This window comes from Candidatus Poribacteria bacterium (assembly GCA_028820845.1).
GTDB lineage: Bacteria > Poribacteria > WGA-4E > WGA-4E > WGA-3G > WGA-3G.
The window spans coordinates 1-17,106 of the sequence record JAPPII010000023.1; the positions used below are offsets into that span (position 1 = coordinate 1).

At 47.5% G+C, this 17,106-nt stretch carries 16 protein-coding genes; 11 read left to right on the forward strand and 5 right to left on the reverse strand.

The window, feature by feature from the left end; genetic code table 11:
• Positions 1-112: 112 nt before the first annotated feature.
• The 10 genes from OXN25_05985 to OXN25_06030 all read left to right on the forward strand — a co-directional run bounded on the left by OXN25_05985 (position 113) and on the right by OXN25_06030 (position 9,328).
• A complete protein-coding gene (locus OXN25_05985; protein ID MDE0424399.1) occupies positions 113-886 on the forward strand; it encodes a LamG domain-containing protein in 774 nt (257 codons plus the stop codon).
• Between the two features lie 172 nt (positions 887-1,058).
• Entirely contained in the window at positions 1,059-1,769 is a 711-nt protein-coding gene (locus tag OXN25_05990; GenBank protein MDE0424400.1) for a hypothetical protein, read from the forward strand.
• A 38-nt stretch (positions 1,770-1,807) separates the two neighbouring features.
• Positions 1,808-2,596, forward strand: a complete 789-nt coding sequence (locus OXN25_05995) for an SDR family oxidoreductase (protein MDE0424401.1) — start codon at positions 1,808-1,810, stop codon at positions 2,594-2,596.
• Positions 2,597-2,652: 56 nt separating this feature from the next.
• Positions 2,653-3,426 (forward strand): hypothetical protein, encoded by a 774-nt coding sequence (locus OXN25_06000; protein MDE0424402.1) that lies wholly within the window; start codon positions 2,653-2,655, stop codon positions 3,424-3,426.
• A gap of 86 nt (positions 3,427-3,512) precedes the next feature.
• The gene (locus OXN25_06005) at positions 3,513-4,304 is read left to right on the forward strand and encodes a LamG domain-containing protein (protein ID MDE0424403.1); all 792 of its coding nucleotides are present in this window, start codon (positions 3,513-3,515) and stop codon (positions 4,302-4,304) included.
• A 96-nt stretch (positions 4,305-4,400) separates the two neighbouring features.
• Positions 4,401-5,528, forward strand: coding sequence for a DNA methyltransferase (locus OXN25_06010; protein ID MDE0424404.1), 1,128 nt, complete (start codon positions 4,401-4,403; stop codon positions 5,526-5,528).
• A gap of 146 nt (positions 5,529-5,674) precedes the next feature.
• The gene (locus OXN25_06015; GenBank protein ID MDE0424405.1) at positions 5,675-6,466 is read left to right on the forward strand and encodes a hypothetical protein; all 792 of its coding nucleotides are present in this window, start codon (positions 5,675-5,677) and stop codon (positions 6,464-6,466) included.
• A 111-nt stretch (positions 6,467-6,577) separates the two neighbouring features.
• Positions 6,578-8,506 carry a hypothetical protein gene (locus OXN25_06020; protein MDE0424406.1) on the forward strand — a complete coding sequence of 643 codons (1,929 nt, stop codon included), beginning with the start codon at positions 6,578-6,580 and terminating at the stop codon, positions 8,504-8,506.
• 149 nt (positions 8,507-8,655) lie between these two features.
• Positions 8,656-8,988, forward strand: a complete 333-nt coding sequence (locus tag OXN25_06025) for a hypothetical protein (GenBank protein MDE0424407.1) — start codon at positions 8,656-8,658, stop codon at positions 8,986-8,988.
• The gene (locus OXN25_06030; protein ID MDE0424408.1) at positions 8,975-9,328 is read left to right on the forward strand and encodes a type II toxin-antitoxin system PemK/MazF family toxin; all 354 of its coding nucleotides are present in this window, start codon (positions 8,975-8,977) and stop codon (positions 9,326-9,328) included. The genes OXN25_06025 and OXN25_06030 overlap by 14 nt, the downstream gene beginning before the upstream one ends.
• A 27-nt stretch (positions 9,329-9,355) precedes the next feature.
• On the opposite strand, the gene OXN25_06035 is transcribed toward OXN25_06030, so the two are convergent.
• The 4 genes from OXN25_06035 to OXN25_06050 all read right to left on the reverse strand — a co-directional run bounded on the left by OXN25_06035 (position 9,356) and on the right by OXN25_06050 (position 15,062).
• A complete protein-coding gene (locus OXN25_06035; protein ID MDE0424409.1) occupies positions 9,356-12,430 on the reverse strand; it encodes an N-6 DNA methylase in 3,075 nt (1,024 codons plus the stop codon).
• A 361-nt stretch (positions 12,431-12,791) separates the two neighbouring features.
• Positions 12,792-14,072 (reverse strand): hypothetical protein, encoded by a 1,281-nt coding sequence (locus tag OXN25_06040; GenBank protein ID MDE0424410.1) that lies wholly within the window; start codon positions 14,070-14,072, stop codon positions 12,792-12,794.
• A gap of 265 nt (positions 14,073-14,337) precedes the next feature.
• The gene (locus tag OXN25_06045; protein ID MDE0424411.1) at positions 14,338-14,763 is read right to left on the reverse strand and encodes a putative toxin-antitoxin system toxin component, PIN family; all 426 of its coding nucleotides are present in this window, start codon (positions 14,761-14,763) and stop codon (positions 14,338-14,340) included.
• Positions 14,763-15,062, reverse strand: coding sequence for a type II toxin-antitoxin system prevent-host-death family antitoxin (locus OXN25_06050; GenBank protein MDE0424412.1), 300 nt, complete (start codon positions 15,060-15,062; stop codon positions 14,763-14,765). Before OXN25_06050 ends, OXN25_06045 begins: the two co-directional genes overlap by 1 nt.
• 190 nt (positions 15,063-15,252) lie before the next feature.
• On the opposite strand from OXN25_06050, the gene OXN25_06055 reads away from it, so the two are divergent.
• On the forward strand, positions 15,253-16,089 hold the full coding sequence (locus tag OXN25_06055; GenBank protein MDE0424413.1) for a 3-oxoacyl-ACP reductase FabG: 837 nt from the start codon (positions 15,253-15,255) through the stop codon (positions 16,087-16,089).
• Positions 16,090-16,097: 8 nt separating this feature from the next.
• On the opposite strand, the gene OXN25_06060 is transcribed toward OXN25_06055, so the two are convergent.
• The gene (locus tag OXN25_06060) at positions 16,098-16,946 is read right to left on the reverse strand and encodes an acetoacetate decarboxylase family protein (GenBank protein MDE0424414.1); all 849 of its coding nucleotides are present in this window, start codon (positions 16,944-16,946) and stop codon (positions 16,098-16,100) included.
• Positions 16,947-17,106: the final 160 nt, after the last annotated feature.

The following is a 17,106-nucleotide window of genomic DNA, read 5'->3' on the forward strand; positions in this document are numbered from 1 at the left end:
GTTTATTTCGCAGCTATATTGATCACTGCTAACAAAATGTAAACACTACGTAGTAAAACGCTATCTGAATTGGACACTCACTGCAATTGCTGTCATTGCTATCAGTTTCGCGATGGTAATTGCAAGTAACGCGGCTTTTGATGAAAATGACATTGCAGGGATGTGGACCTTTGAAGAAGGCAAAGGTAAAGTTGTAGAAGACCTTTCGGGTAACGGGACAGACGGCGAATTTGTTGGCGACCTGAAATGGGCGAAAGGCAAATTCGGCGGTGGTTTAGAGTTTAACGGTCAGGACACTTGGGTCAAACTCGGTACCAAGGGTGAAGAAAAAACATTAGCTGCCTTGGATTTCACGGAGTCCAAAGGTTTTTCAATCCATTCTTGGGTCTACGCAGCAGAAGATCCGACGGGCAAATGTGTGATATGGAAGGGACTTGGCTGCTCCACATGGTCTCAGTTCTTACTCGGAACGGGGGCACACGAAAATGGTGAAAATAGCACAATGGCAGCGTTTCACATCCGGGCAGCGAACGGCGGTGGAAAACTTGAAGTCCTCGGCGATGAACTTCCCGCCAAAGAGTGGGTACACCTTGTCGGCACGTGGGACGGATCCCAACTCCACGTCTATGTTAACGGAAAACTGCAGAACTCCGAAGACGCAAAAGGACCGCCGTGGGCATCTCCCGAAGAGGTATACATCGGTGCAGATCCCGGCTGCGGCAAGCGTTGTCAATGGAACGGCATCATTGATGAAGTGGTTGTCTTCAATGTGACACTCACCGATGATGATGTTACCAAACTCGGCGAAGGTATCGAAGGTGCATTAGCCGTTGATGCCGCAGGAAAAATAGCGACAACTTGGGGATCACTCAAATCCGCCCAATAGCTATCTGTCAAACGCACGACTGAACCGAACATCTATTTTGGGATAACAAAGTCTCTTATCACCATAAGATCAGGTGCGGTTTTGCGGCGTACTCGCTCAAATGCGACGTGCATTCAAACCGCACCTACCAGTCTTTACTGCGTACGTTCCAATCTATTAGGAGGATTTTGAGGTGAGAATTCTAAAATTATGTTTTATGAGTGTTACCGTCATTCTCCTACTCTTTCAAAGCGCAACGGCAGAAACACTCTATTTTGACGATTTTGAAGGGGATTCCGAACTTGAATGGCCCGATGTGCCAGCGATAACAATTGAGAAAGAACCCGGCAATCCTGATAATACCGTCCTCGTCTTTGACACACGGAATGATCAGACAAACGCCGATGCTCTCTTTCTTGAAGGCTTTGAGGATTTGACGGACTACACAATGCGGGCAAAATTCAACATCATCGGTGAGACAGCAGAATTTGCTGCAATTGGTCTGATTGTGCGCGCACAGTCAGTAACCGAATATATGCTCGTTGAACCGGCACGGAAACGGCTGTGTTGCGGTGCCCCGCGGGAAAATGTTCTCAATGTCTTTGAACGCGGTGCTGCCGGTTGGCCCATCGTCGCTGATCCAGACATTGATATCGAACTCGAAGAGTGGCACGAACTGTCGGTCACTGTAGCAGATAAAAAACTAACAGTCCTACTTGATGGCAAAGAGGTTGCCGAATACGGTAAAGTCCCTTATCCCAAAGGTGGATTCGGCATCCGCGAGTGGAGATCGCAAACACTTATTGACGACGTGGAGATCTATGATAAAGACGGTTCAAGTCTCGCAGTCGAAGCACGCGACAAACTCGCTGTTAAATGGGGAGCGTTAAAAGCAGGTCAATAGTTGTAAAAACCAAACACAGTGCAAAGGACGCATGATACATGGACTTAGGATTGCGCGGAAAACGTGCTATTGTTACAGGCGGTAGCCGAGGCATTGGTCGGCAGTCTGCACTCACACTTGCCCGGGAGGGCGTTCACGTCTGCATTGCTGCCCGAACACAAGACGTACTCGATCAAGTCCTCACAGAACTTAACGCGACCGGGCATGAAGGGCACGCTGTTGCCGTAGATCTCACGACCCAATCAAGCTGCGAGAAAGTGGTGCAAGAAACAATCAATCAGTTTGGTGGTGTTGATATCCTCGTCAACAATGTCGGCGCAGCACGGAATGCCGATATTTTGGCACTGCCGCCGGAACTTATTGATGAAGCACTCGCATTGAAAACCTATAGTTACCTGCGTATGTCGCAATTGGTTATCCCGTATATGCGGGAAAATCAATGGGGACGGATTATCAATATCGCAGGTTCAGCAGGTACAAGTCCGACCCGCGGGAACATACCCACAGGCGCAGCGAATATCACGATTCTGAACATCACACGCGCACTCTCTGATGCCGTTGCGGAGGATGGGATCTTGGTAAACACCGTCTGTCCGGGATTGACGAACACCGGTCGCGCCCGCACCCAACAACAGGTCAGAGCCGAGCGCGAAGGCCGTGATGTTGAAGAACTGTTGCAGGAACTCGGACAAGAACTCCCCGCAGGTCGTATCGCAGAGCCTGAAGAGATTGGGAATGTCGTAACGTTCTTAGCCTCCGAAGCCTGTTCCTATATGTTTGGGAGCGCGCTCTATATGGACGGCGGTAAACGCCGCGCCACACCATAAGTCCCGCACCAACGCATAACACCAAAAAATAAATAGATTTCAAGGAGTACCTTCAAATGCGTATCGTTATCAATCAATCTTTCCACAAATATTTCCTCTTCATGATGGTTACTGCTGTCGTCCTTGTTTGTGGAACCAGCAGCTCGGCTGAGGTTTTGTACCTTGACGATTTTGAAGATGGAAAAATTGATGGAAAATATGAATTCAAGAATCACGAAGGCGACTGGGTAGAGAAGGGCGGCGTTATCAGCCAAACCGATGAATCCCCAGGTGATCACACCTACCTCGTTTTAGACGGCGGTTTCCCAGAACCGCATACGGGTTTGGTCATGATCCGTGTCGATGACTGGGGTGATGGCGACCTCGCCCGGTGTGGACTCGGATTCCGCCTCGATCCGGGTGATGCCTCTGGTTATGCCTTTCTGATTCATCACTTCCTCAACAATATGGAGTTCCTCAACGACCATCTCGCATGGAAACAGAATGATACCGAACCTCCCTTTGGAGAGGTAGAACTCGGCAAATGGTACTGGATGAAAGCCGAAATATCTGACGACGGGTTCACGGGTAAAATCTGGGAAGATGGTAAAGACGAACCCAAAGATTGGCTGCTCGAAAGTAAACTCGACTTCGGGAACGTCAGACCCGAAAGCGGTCAAGTTGGACTTAACGGTGGCTCAAGCAGGGGAGCACCCGCTCTAACCATTGTCTCCTTTGACAATTGGGCAATCTGCGAAACCGCTGATGAGTGTACACCTGACGAGGTTCTCCCTGTCCAAGCCACTGGTAAACTGCCAACAGTCTGGGGCGCGCTCAAAGCAAGTTATTAAAACCTCCTATCCCCAAAAGAACGATCGGGATATATCAACCGGGCGTGCCGCAAGGCGTGCCCACAAAAATCAAAGGAGAAAAGATTGTGCTACAAAAGGCTAATTTGATAATTTTCATTATCGCTATTACGCTAATCGCAACCAACGCTATCGCCCAAATCGTTGAAGACGGGCTGGTCAGTTACTGGAGTTTCGATGCAAACAATATTGCCGGAAAGACCGTTAAGGACGGCACCGGTAACTACAACGGTACCATCAACGGGAATCTGAAAAAGGTCGCTGGTAAAATCGGCGATGCCTTGGAATTCGACGGACTTGAAGACAACTTCGTCGAAATCGACAGTCCAGAGGATTTTGACTTCAACGCCGATTTCACATGGTCGGCATGGATAAAAACCGACAGTTCCGGTCCCGGTGTCATCTTCGCCAAAACGGGCGGACCCGGCACCGATGATAAGGGTCCCAAAACGCTATGGGTTCGCAATGGCGTTCTAAATGTTGACACCGGCTGGGTCGGCAATGTTGAAGACACCGAAAATATCGCCGACAACGCATGGCACCATATCGCTGTTGCGGGGACACCGGAGGATAGCAGCGTCCAATACTTCGTTGACGGCAAAGAGACCTCCAAAGGTGTACTTAACCTCGCCCAATTCCCCGAAGACGACTGGGCAACCCTCTTTTTGTTTATCGGTTTAGACGGTAGAGCTGATGGCGAATTCGGTATGTTCACCGGCATCATCGACGAATTCAGCGTCTACGATCGAGTTCTTGACGAAGCCGAAGTTAACCAGAACTTCAAGTCCGATACAGGTCTCGCAGTCGAACCGAACGGAAAGCTCGCCGTGACATGGGGCGACATCAAAGCACGTCGATAAGAGGTTACGTATCCTATGGGCGCGCCTTTCGTAAGTGCGCCCTCTTTCCCATTTCTTTCTACCTGTTACGGCACAACGGAGTGTGCCTACTACCTTATGAATGTTGAGAATCGAACCATCTTTGAAAACGACAATCTCCAGGTCTTACGCCGTCTTGACGCGGACTCGATAGACCTCATCTATCTTGACCCGCCTTTCAACTCTAATCGGACCTTTGCAGCACCGATTAGCAGCGAAGCCGCAGGTACGGGTTTCAAAGATTCTTGGACACTCGACGATTTAGATAGCGCATCCCACGGTGAACTCACAGAAAAGGAACCTCAACTTTATCATATCATCAGTGCCGCCGAGTTCAGTCACGGAAAGGCTATGAAAGCCTATCTCATCATGATGAGCATCCGAATGCTTGAGATGCACCGAATCCTGAAACCGACAGGTACTCTCTATCTACACTGCGATGATAAGGCCAGCCACTACCTCAAAATGGTAATGGACAGCATTTTCGGGAAAGATAACTTTAGAAATGAGATTATTTGGCAACGGGCTGTAACGAGTAAAGGGAATCTCAAAAAGGGGCTCGCACGAGACTCAGACACCATCTTCCGATACTCAAAAACCAACGTGTTCATTTGGAACCCAGAGGCTGTCACAATCCCTTACGATATGGCGAACCTTGACGAAAAAACCAAGAAACAATATTGTTACGTCGAACCCGATACCGGACGGCTTGTCTCGTATACCTCCCTAACCGCTCAGACCCAAGATCCCGATTCCCATCTGACTTACGAGATCATGGGAGTCACCAGAACGTGGCGATGGACAAAAAAACGCATGCGCAAAGAAATCAAAGCAGGACGTATCGTGCAAATACGTCCCGGAAACGTCCCTCGATATAAGCGGTATCTTGACGAACAGAAAGGCAAAACTCTCAACAATATCTGGATAGACATTCCCAACTTGACGGCAAAGAATAAAGAACGGGTTGGGTATCCAACGCAGAAACCGCTGGCACTCTTAGCGCGAATTATCCGAGCGAGTAGCAATCCGGGTGATATGGTACTCGACCCCTTCTGTGGATGTGCTACCACATGCGTCGCTGCGGAAGGCCTACAACGCCGATGGATCGGCATTGACTTAAGTCCGAAATCCTATGAACTTGTACAGGTGCGTCTTGAACAATATGGAATTCTTAAACAGATTCATCACCGAACCCGAAACCCTTAGGACTTATGCACGCCGCTTTTTTGTAGCACAAACTTTCAGTTTGTGTTCGTATCCTTTTCGTTTTTTAGTATCTCTCAATCTAACAGATAGGGCTACAGCCGAAACTGCATACGTCCTGTATAATTAAAGCACAAAGGAGCATTTCAATGAAGAAATTTATGAAGTTCCTCACATCTGCTAAGATGGCAGTCGGAATCGTAACAGCACTGTGCCTGATATTCGTTGCAACACAATTTATCGCTGACGCAAAACGCGATAAAGAATACGTCGCCAAGCAGATTACCAACCTTAAAATAGACGGCGATCTCAGCGAGTGGGAACGTGCCGAAATCGTCGCCTTTGATGAACTGAAAGACGTTGGCGATGGTGTTCCGAAAGCCAAGGACTTCACCGGACAAGGTAGGGTGGCATGGACCGCCAAAGAGCCGACCCGTATCTTTTTCGCTGTTGAAATCACAGATGACGAACTCCAAGACGTTAATCCTCCTGGCGCCAGATGGTGGGAAGATGACAGCGTCGAATTTATGTTTGATTTTGAAAACGGTATGGTGAGGGATACGCTCGTTCAGTGGACACTCGGTGCGAACGGCGAAGATCTATCTGCCGCAGCGTCCAAGGAAAATACGGAGTGGGTCCTGATTAAAAACGGCGACGACTACATCTATGAAGTCGCTATCGATCCGACGAAACCGCGCGGCAACCCACAATTCGCAAATCCCGGACAAGGTGACAAATTTAAAGCCGAAGACGGATTACTGATTGGACTCAGTTTCCATGCGAACGATTGTGAAGGCGGCGGACGTGAACATCAGATCGGATGGATGCCTGGTGGTGCATGGGATGGACTCGCCTACGGCGACCTCATCTTTGACGATGAAATATTAGATGTTGAACCGTCAGGCAAACTCGCGCTCACGTGGGGTGCCTTGAAAGAATAGAAAAGTTATCAGCAGTCAGCTATCGGTTATCAGAAACACAAGAGGTATGGGGTTTAACCACATATCTCTTCACCTGACTGCTAACCGCTGACCGCTGACCGCTACTAAAGCATGCCAAATTCTAACAGTTCCTTTACATCTGGAATCACCTTCCGCGCTCTCCTTATCGGGACAGTCCTCATTATTGGGAACGCCTATTGGCTTGCTTACGCGGCTGAGATGATTCAGCCGCAATTCCTTCTTAACTTCGTATCGCTCTTCTTCAACGCCGTTTTCACGCTTTTCGCCGTCATCGGTTTTAACCTCGCTTGGAAAAAACTCTCACCCCGCACAGCACTGACCACACAGGAACTCCTCGTTATCTATATCATGGTCGTCATGGTCTCCACGATTGGCGGTCACTCGATGATGACCTTCCTGATTGGCACCCTCGCGCATCCGTTCCGGTTCGCCACTATCGAAAACGAATGGGCGCACCTCTTCTGGCGTTACATTCCAACGTGGTTCGTTCCCGAGGACACCGCGCTGGATGCCTACTTTAAAGGGGGTTTGAGCTTTTATCTCCCGAAGCATCTACACGGCTGGATGATGCCGATCCTGGTCTGGACAGGGTTCGTCACACTCGTCTGGTTCACACTGATATGCCTCAACAGCATCATCCGCGTGCAGTGGACGGAACGTGAAAAGTTGGCGTATCCGATAATCCAACTACCGCTGCAGATGGCACAAGGACGGAAAAGTTTTTACAGAAACGGCACGATGTGGATAGGCTTTTCGGTTGCAGCTGGTATCGAAATTCTCGTAGGATTAAGCTATCTATTTCCGCAAGTCCCCGCCATTCAACTCAGTTCCTATTCTATCCAACATCTATTCACGGACAAACCGTGGAACGCTGTCGGATGGCTACCTTTATCTATCTTCCCTTTTATTATAGGGCTAACCTTCTTCGTGCCGCTGGACATCTCAATGTCAGCGTGGTTCTTCTATCTGTTTGGCAAAGCGGAACGGATTGTCCGCACTGGGATGATGGGTGAAGGTGAACTCTATTTTGCGGAACGAGCGGGTGGTGCATGGCTTGCTGTTGGTGCTTTGGCGTTGTGGGGGACTCGGAGGCATCTCCTTGATGTCATCAAGAATTGCTTTATGGCAAAAAAAGCGTATGACGATTCAAACGAACCGATGCCCTACCGCGTTGCTGTCCTCGGGTTAATCCTGGGGAGCGTCGGACTCACGCTATTTTCGGTGAAGGCTGGCATGTCTTTAGGCGGTGTGTTCGGTTTTATTGTCATTTTCACCGTGATGGCACTCGGTGTTACGCGTGTCCGTGCCGAATTCGGTCCTCCGTCACACGAGATCCTCGCCCTCGATCCAGCACGGCTGATGGTCGTCACCTTCGGCGCACGCTTTGTCGGGACGGGTAATCTCACAATCATCTCCTTCTACTACTGGCTCAACCGACTCAATGTTTCGCATCCGATGCCGAACCAATTAGAGGGATTCAAACTTGCTGAACGGGCGGGTATAAACAGTCGAAAACTCGTCTGGGTGATGATGTTCTCAATCATCGTTGGTACACTCGCATCGTTTTGGGCATTCCTCTATCTCCTTTATGAGACAGGTGCGTTCGCTGTACACGGCTACATCGTCGGTATCGGGGAGGAGGTATTCGGGAGACGTTTAGAACGGTGGCTTAACAATCCGAGCGGTCCGAACTGGGACGGCACGCAATCTATGGGCATCGGTGCGGGGATGACGTGGATTCTCTATTTTTTGCGCCATAAATTTATGTGGTGGCCCTTCCATCCGATCGGGTATGTGATGACCGCTGCAACGTGGGGTGGACTTGCAGACTTCTGGTTCTCCGTCTATCTCGGTTGGATGATAAAATTCATTATTGTCACCATTTTCGGCTTACGCGCACACCAACGCGCAATCCCGTTCTTTTTAGGACTTGTGATGGGTGATTATGTGTTCGTAGGCGGTTGGGCATTGATTGGCACGCTGTTCGATATGCCGACGTACGTCCTCTGGTCGCCATAGGGCATACTGTTGTCTGAATCAGGATTTACAGGATTGTAGATAGCGGTTAGTAATAACTTCACAATACGCCTCTGATAAAAGGCATGCTTTTTCAGGAAGTATGTGTTATACTTAAACTACGAATTCCTAAGGATAAATAAGGAGTTAGTATGCTGACTGAAATACAGACCGCTCAAGATATATGGCCCCAACTCGCTTCTGTTATATTTGTTCCGCATACAGAGAGCGATTATCATCGACTTTCAGCTTTGAGAGATGATTTAGGAACGCTTGTCGATAAACGTGAAAATCACCCTTTGGCTTCATTGATGGAGGTTATGGAGGCTCTCATTGAAAAATATGAGTCGGACCAGGAGTCAGCGGAACGAGAGGCTTGGCACCGTTTCTCCATGCAGATGCTTGCGCGAGCGTACGAAGAAGACGAACCGGAGTACACAACAGATATGCTTAAGTGGGTGAATCCCGATTATGAAGGAAAGTGATGTTATCCTTGCTCCTTTGTTTCAAGCCGATGAGGAATTAAAGTATAGACCTGCAATTGTTCTACGCGAAATGCCACTACCTTACCGAGATCTTCTTGTTTGTGGCGTAAGCACGAGGTTGAGTCACTACATTCAAGGGCTTGATGATATTATCTCACCCGCTGATGCTGATTTCGTATCAAGTGGTTTACATTCGGAATCTCTGATTCGGCTGAGTTTCCTCGGCGTGATCCCGCGTCAATTGGTGCGTGGTATGCTTGGTAGTATTTCAGAGGAACGACACAAACGTTTGTTACAGAGATTAATTGATTATCTAACGGGTAATGGTAAGAACTCATAGAAACACCTTTCCCACAAGAAAACCTCCTTACAACATAGGCAAATTCCCCACAATCTCCACCGTCCGCAGACTCACAGTGATAACATGCCCAATCAGATCCACAATATACCGCGGCGCATCCACACAGTTCGGGTCGTTCACAATCCCACTCCGCTTGTCCACCTTCACACGATACTGATCCACCACCCACTCCAACGCTGATCGGTTGCCTAACCGATAATCAAATACTTCCGTGGGGATACCGTCCAGTGTCAAAAAGTCGTTGTATGTCAGTTGCGTCTTGTCTTTTGACAATTTCATCTTCTCAACGCGCCAATCTACTGGCATTCCATCTGTTTCGATATATTTCAGTCCTTCGTATTTGGGGACAGACTCATAGTCAACGTGCAAGTCTGCCAACCGCGCACCCGCTTTGGCGAACCTCCAAAAGTCCTCAGTAAAGGGCATACGCGGCAGATCGCGCTTAAGGTTCGCTTGATATTTCTCACGATAGGTCGGATGGTGTAAGAGCGCATAGGTATAGTGAAAGATGTCCCACTTGGTGATGGTGTCGTCGCCGTAGTGGGTTCGGAACTCCGCCAATGCCCAATCGGTGATGTTTTCCTGTCGGTTTGTGCCATCTTCGTTGTAGGTATAGAACGGGAAGCACTGAGAATCGCCAGTAAGATGAACATCTGTTAGATGCTTTGTCATCAAACAATGAAACGACTTTTTACTTCCAAGAGCCGTGAGGCAAATTACCCTATTTTCCGTTTCTGTTTCCAATGTAGGGAAGATAGATGGAAAAACATAAACACGTTCAATCAGCGTTCGGTCAAAATAAAAATATGATTTGGTAAAGGGTCGATAGAGGGATGTCCTAACGTTTTCTTTGGTAAAATCAGCGATTTTTCCCCTTTGCAAATTCCGTTTTAGTGCTTCGCTCCAACTAATTTTTGTGTGATCAGACAGAACAAAATCGTCAAGATTTGCATCCCGATTTGTCCGTTGGGCCCATCGTGCAACTTTTGCCTTATAGGTTTGGCTCATCTGTTGAACGTTTGTATCAAGCCTGCTTCGCTTGAAGTTGTAAACCCATCCGTCACGGCTTGTGTTAATACCCCGACTATAGGCCTTAAAGATCACATCCACTGCTGTCCCTTTTACCGCCTTCGCTTCCTTAGTTCCCATTGGGATAAAAGTATCGAATTCAGCGTGGAGATCTTCCGTCAGCCATGTATATTTTGCGTCAATCGTTGCCTGTTTCATCGGAACATTTGTATAAGTTCCAAAATCGCTCAAAAGTTTCTGCTTCTCACGTGCTTTCAGATAATCGTCAACAGAATAGATCCATACCTGAGCAGATTCAGATGTTGTTTTTGCCTTCTTGATGAAGAAACTAATTCCAACCCCCACCCGAATCTGGTCGTCAAAAACGTTACCGCCTTCTTTTCGGCGACGTTCACCAGAGGTACGCGCATTTCCTTTCAGATCAATGTGATATATCTTGGTGAAATCCTGTGTGAGGTGTTTCCGCATCCCATCAAACGCGATACCATCAAGAAAACTGTTGTTCGTCACGAATGCAACAACCCCTTCCTCTCCAATTCGCTTTGATGCCCACAATATCGCTTTCACATACGGATCCGAGAGGGCTTTTTTGCTCGTTGCCTTTGAGTCTCGCGAATACGTCTCTCGCAACAGCGTGTCCATCGTCTCATACTTTCGATTTTTGTTGTTATCGTTCTCATTTACCTGCCCCATGTTATAAGGCGGATTCCCTATGACGACGAACATATCCGCTGCTTTTTGTTTTTTCACACGTTCCGTATTTTCACGCGTAAAGAGTTCACCTTGCTGCTGCTCAAGCAATTCAAATGTATCCGCAAGGGCGATTCCCTCAAACGGCAGATACGTCCCTGTGCGCTGAAAGAATTCTTGCTCGATGTTCAGGCTGGCGATGTAGTAGGGCAAGAGCATCACCTCGTTGCAGTGGAGCTCGTGACGGTATTTCGCCTCCAACGCCGTGCCTTGGATGTCTTGCATAAGCCGGACGATAAAGTTGCCCGTCCCCACGAAGGGATCAATAATATGCACACCGCTGTCAGACAAGGACCGGTCAAACTCGGTCTTGAGGATATGTTCAACGCTGTTTACCATGAAATCAACAATCGGTTGTGGTGTATAGACGATGTCGTGTGTATCCGCCACATCTTCAGAGAACCCCTGAAAGAATTTCTCGTAAAACCTATTGAGGAAGTGCTGTTTTTGGGAGAAATCTCGGCAAAGCGTCGCTGCCTGTTCAATGGCAATATAGAACCGATCCAGAGGTTCGAGAAACACGTCCCGACTCATTGCATGCCGCATGAGCGCAGCACTAACTTTCTCAATTTCAATCGCAATGATGTTGCGACTGGTAAAATCCGATCTATTGAAAACCGTGCGAAAAATGCGTTCCGTGAGGACATGCTGAACGAGCATCTCCTCAACTGCATTCTGTGAAAGCTCAGGGTTAATGGAGGTGCAACACGTCTCGTAAAAATCCGCAAACGCTTTCTTGAACGCTGGATCCGTTTCGTGCCGTTGCTCAATGAGTTCTTTGAGTTTATTTGCGAGGTCCGGCACATGTTCTCTGAAATCGGAGACTGCAGTCTGCCAGTTATCCAGCGCGGGCGGTGTATACGTGAACAGGTATTCGAGTACTGCAATCAGACGCGCCGGTTCGGTGATGTCAAGGTCTAATGCTACCCCTCCGTTCTGATAGAGGATAGCGCGCTGTGGGTTTTGGAAGAGGGTATTGTCGAGCGGGTAACCTGCGGCGCGTTTGTCTTCGACTGCTTTGAGAAGGTCGTCGTCTGTGTCTTTTGCTTCCCAGTAGGCGAAGGGGAGTCCGTACTCGTCGAGGACCACGCCATCAATGACGATACGGTTTCCCGATGGTGCGCGCATCTGGTATTGCGGGACGAGCGTGGCGTTGACCTGCTTTGCGCAGGCGTGGAGGAGTGTATCAAAGGGTGAGCTGACCGCGCCTTCGTGTGTGATGTCGTGTTGTTCGTATTGCTGCAGTGTCGTGTAGTAGTCTCGGATTGCTTTGTGATTCGGTTTGAGGTTGAGTTGTGGCATAGGGGTATGATAGCAGGTCTGAGATTAGAAGGCAAGGAGAAATTAGATTGCAGGCAAGGGCAGGATTCCGTTTGTAGTAGTGCGATTCATCGCACGTTCGGCGCGTAATGTTTACAGCAACATGTTCCTTTCAATCTTCAGCCCCCGGTGAATGCCATAAGGCATTCATACCGTTGATTTTGGGGCGATATGTGTATAGCAGCATGTATCTTCCCCCATCTTTACCCCAGCGGGGCGATAGGTAGATAATGCATAGTACTCATTGTCAGAATCAGGATTTACAGGATTTTAGGATGGCCAGGATAAGAGAACAATGTCCATCTGCTTATCTTTTTGTAGGTGCAATTTCTGACAGCATTCTTCACCAATTACGCTTTCTCTTGAGTTCAGGGCAATTATCCACGATGGAATCAATTTTTTCTCGACTAAAACCCGTCAACTGGAGAATATGAAGATCAAAAAGCAACTCCATTTTCATGCACAGCGGCCATAAATTCACACCTGTCGCAGCTCTCGGTTTCTTGGATGGATTATGGTGCGTCAGATAATTCCGCGTATCCATAATACTGTCTATCAATTTCTGTCTATTTTCATCTGTTCCGATAATGTCTTTAAATGGTTCAATAATCTTCATAATCCTATTTCTCAAAGACATATTCCTAACAACTCTTTGATGATATGCTTCTAAGCCTTGGACTAAGGTCAAAAACTTCTCCTCCAAATACATTTGATCTCCCGTTTTTGCCAAGAAGTATAACCTGAAAGCAGAATCATACTGTTCGTAACTTTTTATCCAATCATTAATCATTTTCTCAGCATCGTTTTGTATCTCCTTAAATTTAAATAACATATCATACCAAGCAATTTTTGGATCATTTTTGGCATAGGGCCAGCTTCGATAATAAATATCTATTGAAATTGGGCTCGGTTTATCTCCCTCAATCTCTTTGAAAAGGTCGTCAGAAGTTGCCGACATACTATCCAGAGAGACTGTTTTATTCATAGCAAAACATAAGAATTCTGTGATTTTACGAACCACCGAAATGAATTCATCTAACTCACGTGCACTCTGTGAAACCAGTCTAAAATAAATCTTTTCGCTTATTCTTGCCTCTTCGCGAAACACGTACTTTGAGGAAGTTTTCCAAATAATTAAAAGCTTCATGCCGTTTGCAAGTTTGACTGTAAAATTGGGAGGGAACTCGTAAGATATTGTAGGAATATTTTTTTCTTGTTGATAGTCAACCTTAATACCGCTTATTTCAACCCACTCATCAATTCCTTCTATAGAAAAGGTTAAGGTATTAAAGCGAGGAATCTCACCCTCATCATATTGGACGCGAGTAAATACTCTATCCACACGAAATGATGATTTTGATAATCCAACACTAGTAAGATCCTGACTCTTATAATAACAATTATCAAGAGTAACAAATCCGCCTTTTTCAATATATCCAACTATTCGTTTCAAACTATCCACACCAGCATTGAATAATGTTTCCATATTACCATCAAGCAACTCAACTATCTCAAGGTCAATGCTGCCTCCGTCTGATATTGACAATATTCCAGGTACTTTTTTTTCAAGAACAGAGGGAAGCCAAAAATAACCAGATTCCTTCAATTCTTCTTTGATCCTCATTGGGAGATTCCCCTAAATCGTGTTGAAATTTCATGGATATTTATACCATTTCTAAAAGTTTATATCGCATTAACCGAACCACTCACGCCACACCCGGTAGGTGCGGTTTCCTAACCGCACCGAGCATCGCTGAAAAATAGCCAACCTTTTAAGAGGGATTATCAATTAGAATTGGTATTAGTTCTCGTTCACTTTCTATTCGCGGTTGCAAACCGCTCTCACAAGCCAAAACAACCGAAAGGGAAAGCCGGCAAGATGGGTTGATTTAGCGAGGTGGAATATAATCGCTTAGAAAATCTACTGCCCTGAAAATTGGAATCCCTTGATATGAACCAAGTGAAAGCAGATGTTGATCACCACTGATAATCATATCAGCTTCCGCCTCTATAGCACAAGCAATGATAATGTTATCATCAGGATCGTCAGGGATGGCATTAACGATAATTGTTCCGGGCACTATAACTGCAAAGGTCCTGAGGATCTCAAGATATTCAGCAATATCAGCATCTGATAGATTATTTTTTTCCTGAATACGTGGACGATGCACAACTCCTTCAAACTCTTCCAATATGAAGGGAGATATTGCGAGTTCAATTAGACCGCTACGCCAGAGTCTCACGATTTGAGCCGGATGCCCATTGGGTCGGATAATTGCACTAATATGCTGGTTTGTGTCCAGTACAACACGCATTAGGCAGACGACTTACTCCTTTTACGTGTTTTCCCAGCGCGTACTTCAGCAATTGCCTGTTCGATATCGGTGTGTGCTTCTTCTTCACTCACTGCTGGTACTTTTTCCCATATTCTATCCAGTACAGAGAAAGCCTGCTCTCGCTGTTGAAGCATTTCTTCATAAGCCTCAATTGGAACAATGGCGGCGAGTGGTGTGTCGGCACGTTTGACTATCAACCGGTCCCCGTTGTGGTAGACCCCGTCGAGCAATTCACCAAGCTTCTGATGCAATTCCGTTGCTGAAACTTCTTTTCTCATTGTTTTCTCCAATTAGCGTTGCCAGCATACATAGCAGGAAATATATTGTAAAGTATATCATAGATTCAGTGGGAAATCAAAGGTTTTTGGGTTGTTGGGGTTCCTAACTCGCTAATTTGACATCACCCTCAAAATCTGCTATACTCTACACATTCAAAAAACAACACAATTTAAAGGAGCCATAATCTAAATGTACAACTTAAACGGAAAAGTTGCTCTGGTAACAGGGGCGGGGGGCAAAAACGGCATCGGACGCGCTATCGCAACCCGCTTGGCAAAAGAAGGTGCGGATGTCGCTGTCAACGACATTACCGAACACCCATACACCACTGATCAAGGAAACTGGCAAGGACTCCCCGACCTCGTGCGTGAGATTGAAGCGATGGGACGACACGCCATCAGTGTCGTTGCGGATGTTGGAGATTCAGAACAGGTACGTCAGATGGTAGACCAGACCGTCGCACACTTCGGCAAAATCGATATTTTGGTTAATAACGCCGGAACAATCGCTGGCAAGGATCGCGTGCCCGTCGTCGATCTCACTGAAGAAGACTGGGACAGAGTGCAGCGGGTTAATGTGAAAGGTGTGTTCCTCTGTTCGCAGGCAGTAGCACGGCATCTCATCGCACAAGGAACAGGCGGCAAAATTATCAATATGTCTTCTGTGACCGGAAAACGCGGATCGGCGCGCTTCGCTGCATACAGTGCCTCAAAATTCGCCGTGATTGGTTTCACGCAGTGCCTCGCCCAGGAACTCGCACCTTATCAGGTCAACGTCAACGCTATATGTCCCGGACTTGTGGACACGGAGCGGATGGGACATCTCGCATCCGTGTTAATGCCCGATAACCTCTCCGCCGATGAGCAGCTCACGGAATACACACGCCGCTCCGAGGCAGCTGTCCCCTTCGGGCGACTCGCCGAGGGAGAAGATGTTGCCAAGATGGCTGCCTTCCTCGCCTCAGACGAAGCCGCCTACCTAACAGGGGTTTCCATTACCGTCTCAGGTGGTTCGGTGATGGATTAATAAAAAAATTAACGCAAGATGCGTTGATCGCTCAAGTCTTTTCCGCCGACACTTTTGACGATAGATGCCCCGCGCCACTCTTTGACTTCCAATTCGTGGAAGGCGTTAACGATGTTATACTGCGTTGGTAAGTCTTCCCAACGTGCCTTATGAAATTCCACTGTCCCTTCGCCGCGCCAATGCTCCTGCACAACCCGATTCGGTGAACTCGCAGGCGTTAGGACTGCGTAGGCAATATCCGCCGTCCCCCATTCGCCAGTCCTCGGCATATATTTATAGTGGAGTGAGCCAGTGAGGGGTTGTTCACCACTCGGCTGCTCCGCCGGAGGGGATGCCGGCGGTATCGGCACCGCTTCCGTCGCTCTCACGTGCATGTCCATGAACTTGAAACCCATCCAACTCGCAGTGCAGTGTGTCTCACCGTTAAAAGTGAGCGGATCGGGAAGTTCGCAATAGATTTTGGAGAAGCCCAACTCCTCACGTCCCGTCAAAATCGGGTCTGTTAAGTTCTCCCATAGCACCGTCAACAGAGAACCGGTTGCCCTGTCCACTTCGCCGTCATAAACCGCTGGAAAGCTAACGCCGAGGGTATTGTAGCCTCGCCCTGCAAGCCACTCAATCTCTTTCATATACCCACCTGATACAGATACAACAGGTTCACCATTTAGCGAGAAACCGGGCGGTAAAAACGCCTCAAGTTGTTCCCTATTCGTCAGGAAACTCACCGTAACCGATGTCGATTTCGGGTTATCTTTACACGCAAATTTTCTGCCATCCGGTCCGTATCTCGGTCCCGTCCTCGGTCCAAAATGCGTTGGCATCCGATACATCGCATTTGGATCTAATTTATATCCCATCTCATGCCTCCATGCTTTAGGTAGTATATCCATATTGTATCAATATAAGACGGGATGTCAAGCATCAATTCAGCGGTGTGTAAATATTTTGGCAGGAGATTGTGAATAGTAGTTGGCAGTTAGCAATTGATTAAGGATTGTCAGAATCAGGATTTTTAGG

What these genes read in the sequence shown, in the direction of transcription:
- OXN25_05985 (MDE0424399.1), top strand. Translation starts at nt 113, where the DNA reads ATGGTAATTGCAAGTAACGCGGCTTTTGATGAAAATGACATTGCAGGG.
- OXN25_05995 (MDE0424401.1), top strand. Translation starts at nt 1,808, where the DNA reads ATGGACTTAGGATTGCGCGGAAAACGTGCTATTGTTACAGGCGGTAGC.
- OXN25_06000 (MDE0424402.1), top strand. Translation starts at nt 2,653, where the DNA reads ATGCGTATCGTTATCAATCAATCTTTCCACAAATATTTCCTCTTCATG.
- OXN25_06010 (MDE0424404.1), top strand. Translation starts at nt 4,401, where the DNA reads ATGAATGTTGAGAATCGAACCATCTTTGAAAACGACAATCTCCAGGTC.
- OXN25_06015 (MDE0424405.1), top strand. Translation starts at nt 5,675, where the DNA reads ATGAAGAAATTTATGAAGTTCCTCACATCTGCTAAGATGGCAGTCGGA.
- OXN25_06020 (MDE0424406.1), top strand. Translation starts at nt 6,578, where the DNA reads ATGCCAAATTCTAACAGTTCCTTTACATCTGGAATCACCTTCCGCGCT.
- OXN25_06025 (MDE0424407.1), top strand. Translation starts at nt 8,656, where the DNA reads ATGCTGACTGAAATACAGACCGCTCAAGATATATGGCCCCAACTCGCT.
- OXN25_06030 (MDE0424408.1), top strand. Translation starts at nt 8,975, where the DNA reads ATGAAGGAAAGTGATGTTATCCTTGCTCCTTTGTTTCAAGCCGATGAG.
- OXN25_06035 (MDE0424409.1), bottom strand. Translation starts at nt 12,430, where the DNA reads ATGCCACAACTCAACCTCAAACCGAATCACAAAGCAATCCGAGACTAC.
- OXN25_06040 (MDE0424410.1), bottom strand. Translation starts at nt 14,072, where the DNA reads ATGAGGATCAAAGAAGAATTGAAGGAATCTGGTTATTTTTGGCTTCCC.
- OXN25_06045 (MDE0424411.1), bottom strand. Translation starts at nt 14,763, where the DNA reads ATGCGTGTTGTACTGGACACAAACCAGCATATTAGTGCAATTATCCGA.
- OXN25_06050 (MDE0424412.1), bottom strand. Translation starts at nt 15,062, where the DNA reads ATGAGAAAAGAAGTTTCAGCAACGGAATTGCATCAGAAGCTTGGTGAA.
- OXN25_06055 (MDE0424413.1), top strand. Translation starts at nt 15,253, where the DNA reads ATGTACAACTTAAACGGAAAAGTTGCTCTGGTAACAGGGGCGGGGGGC.
- OXN25_06060 (MDE0424414.1), bottom strand. Translation starts at nt 16,946, where the DNA reads ATGGGATATAAATTAGATCCAAATGCGATGTATCGGATGCCAACGCAT.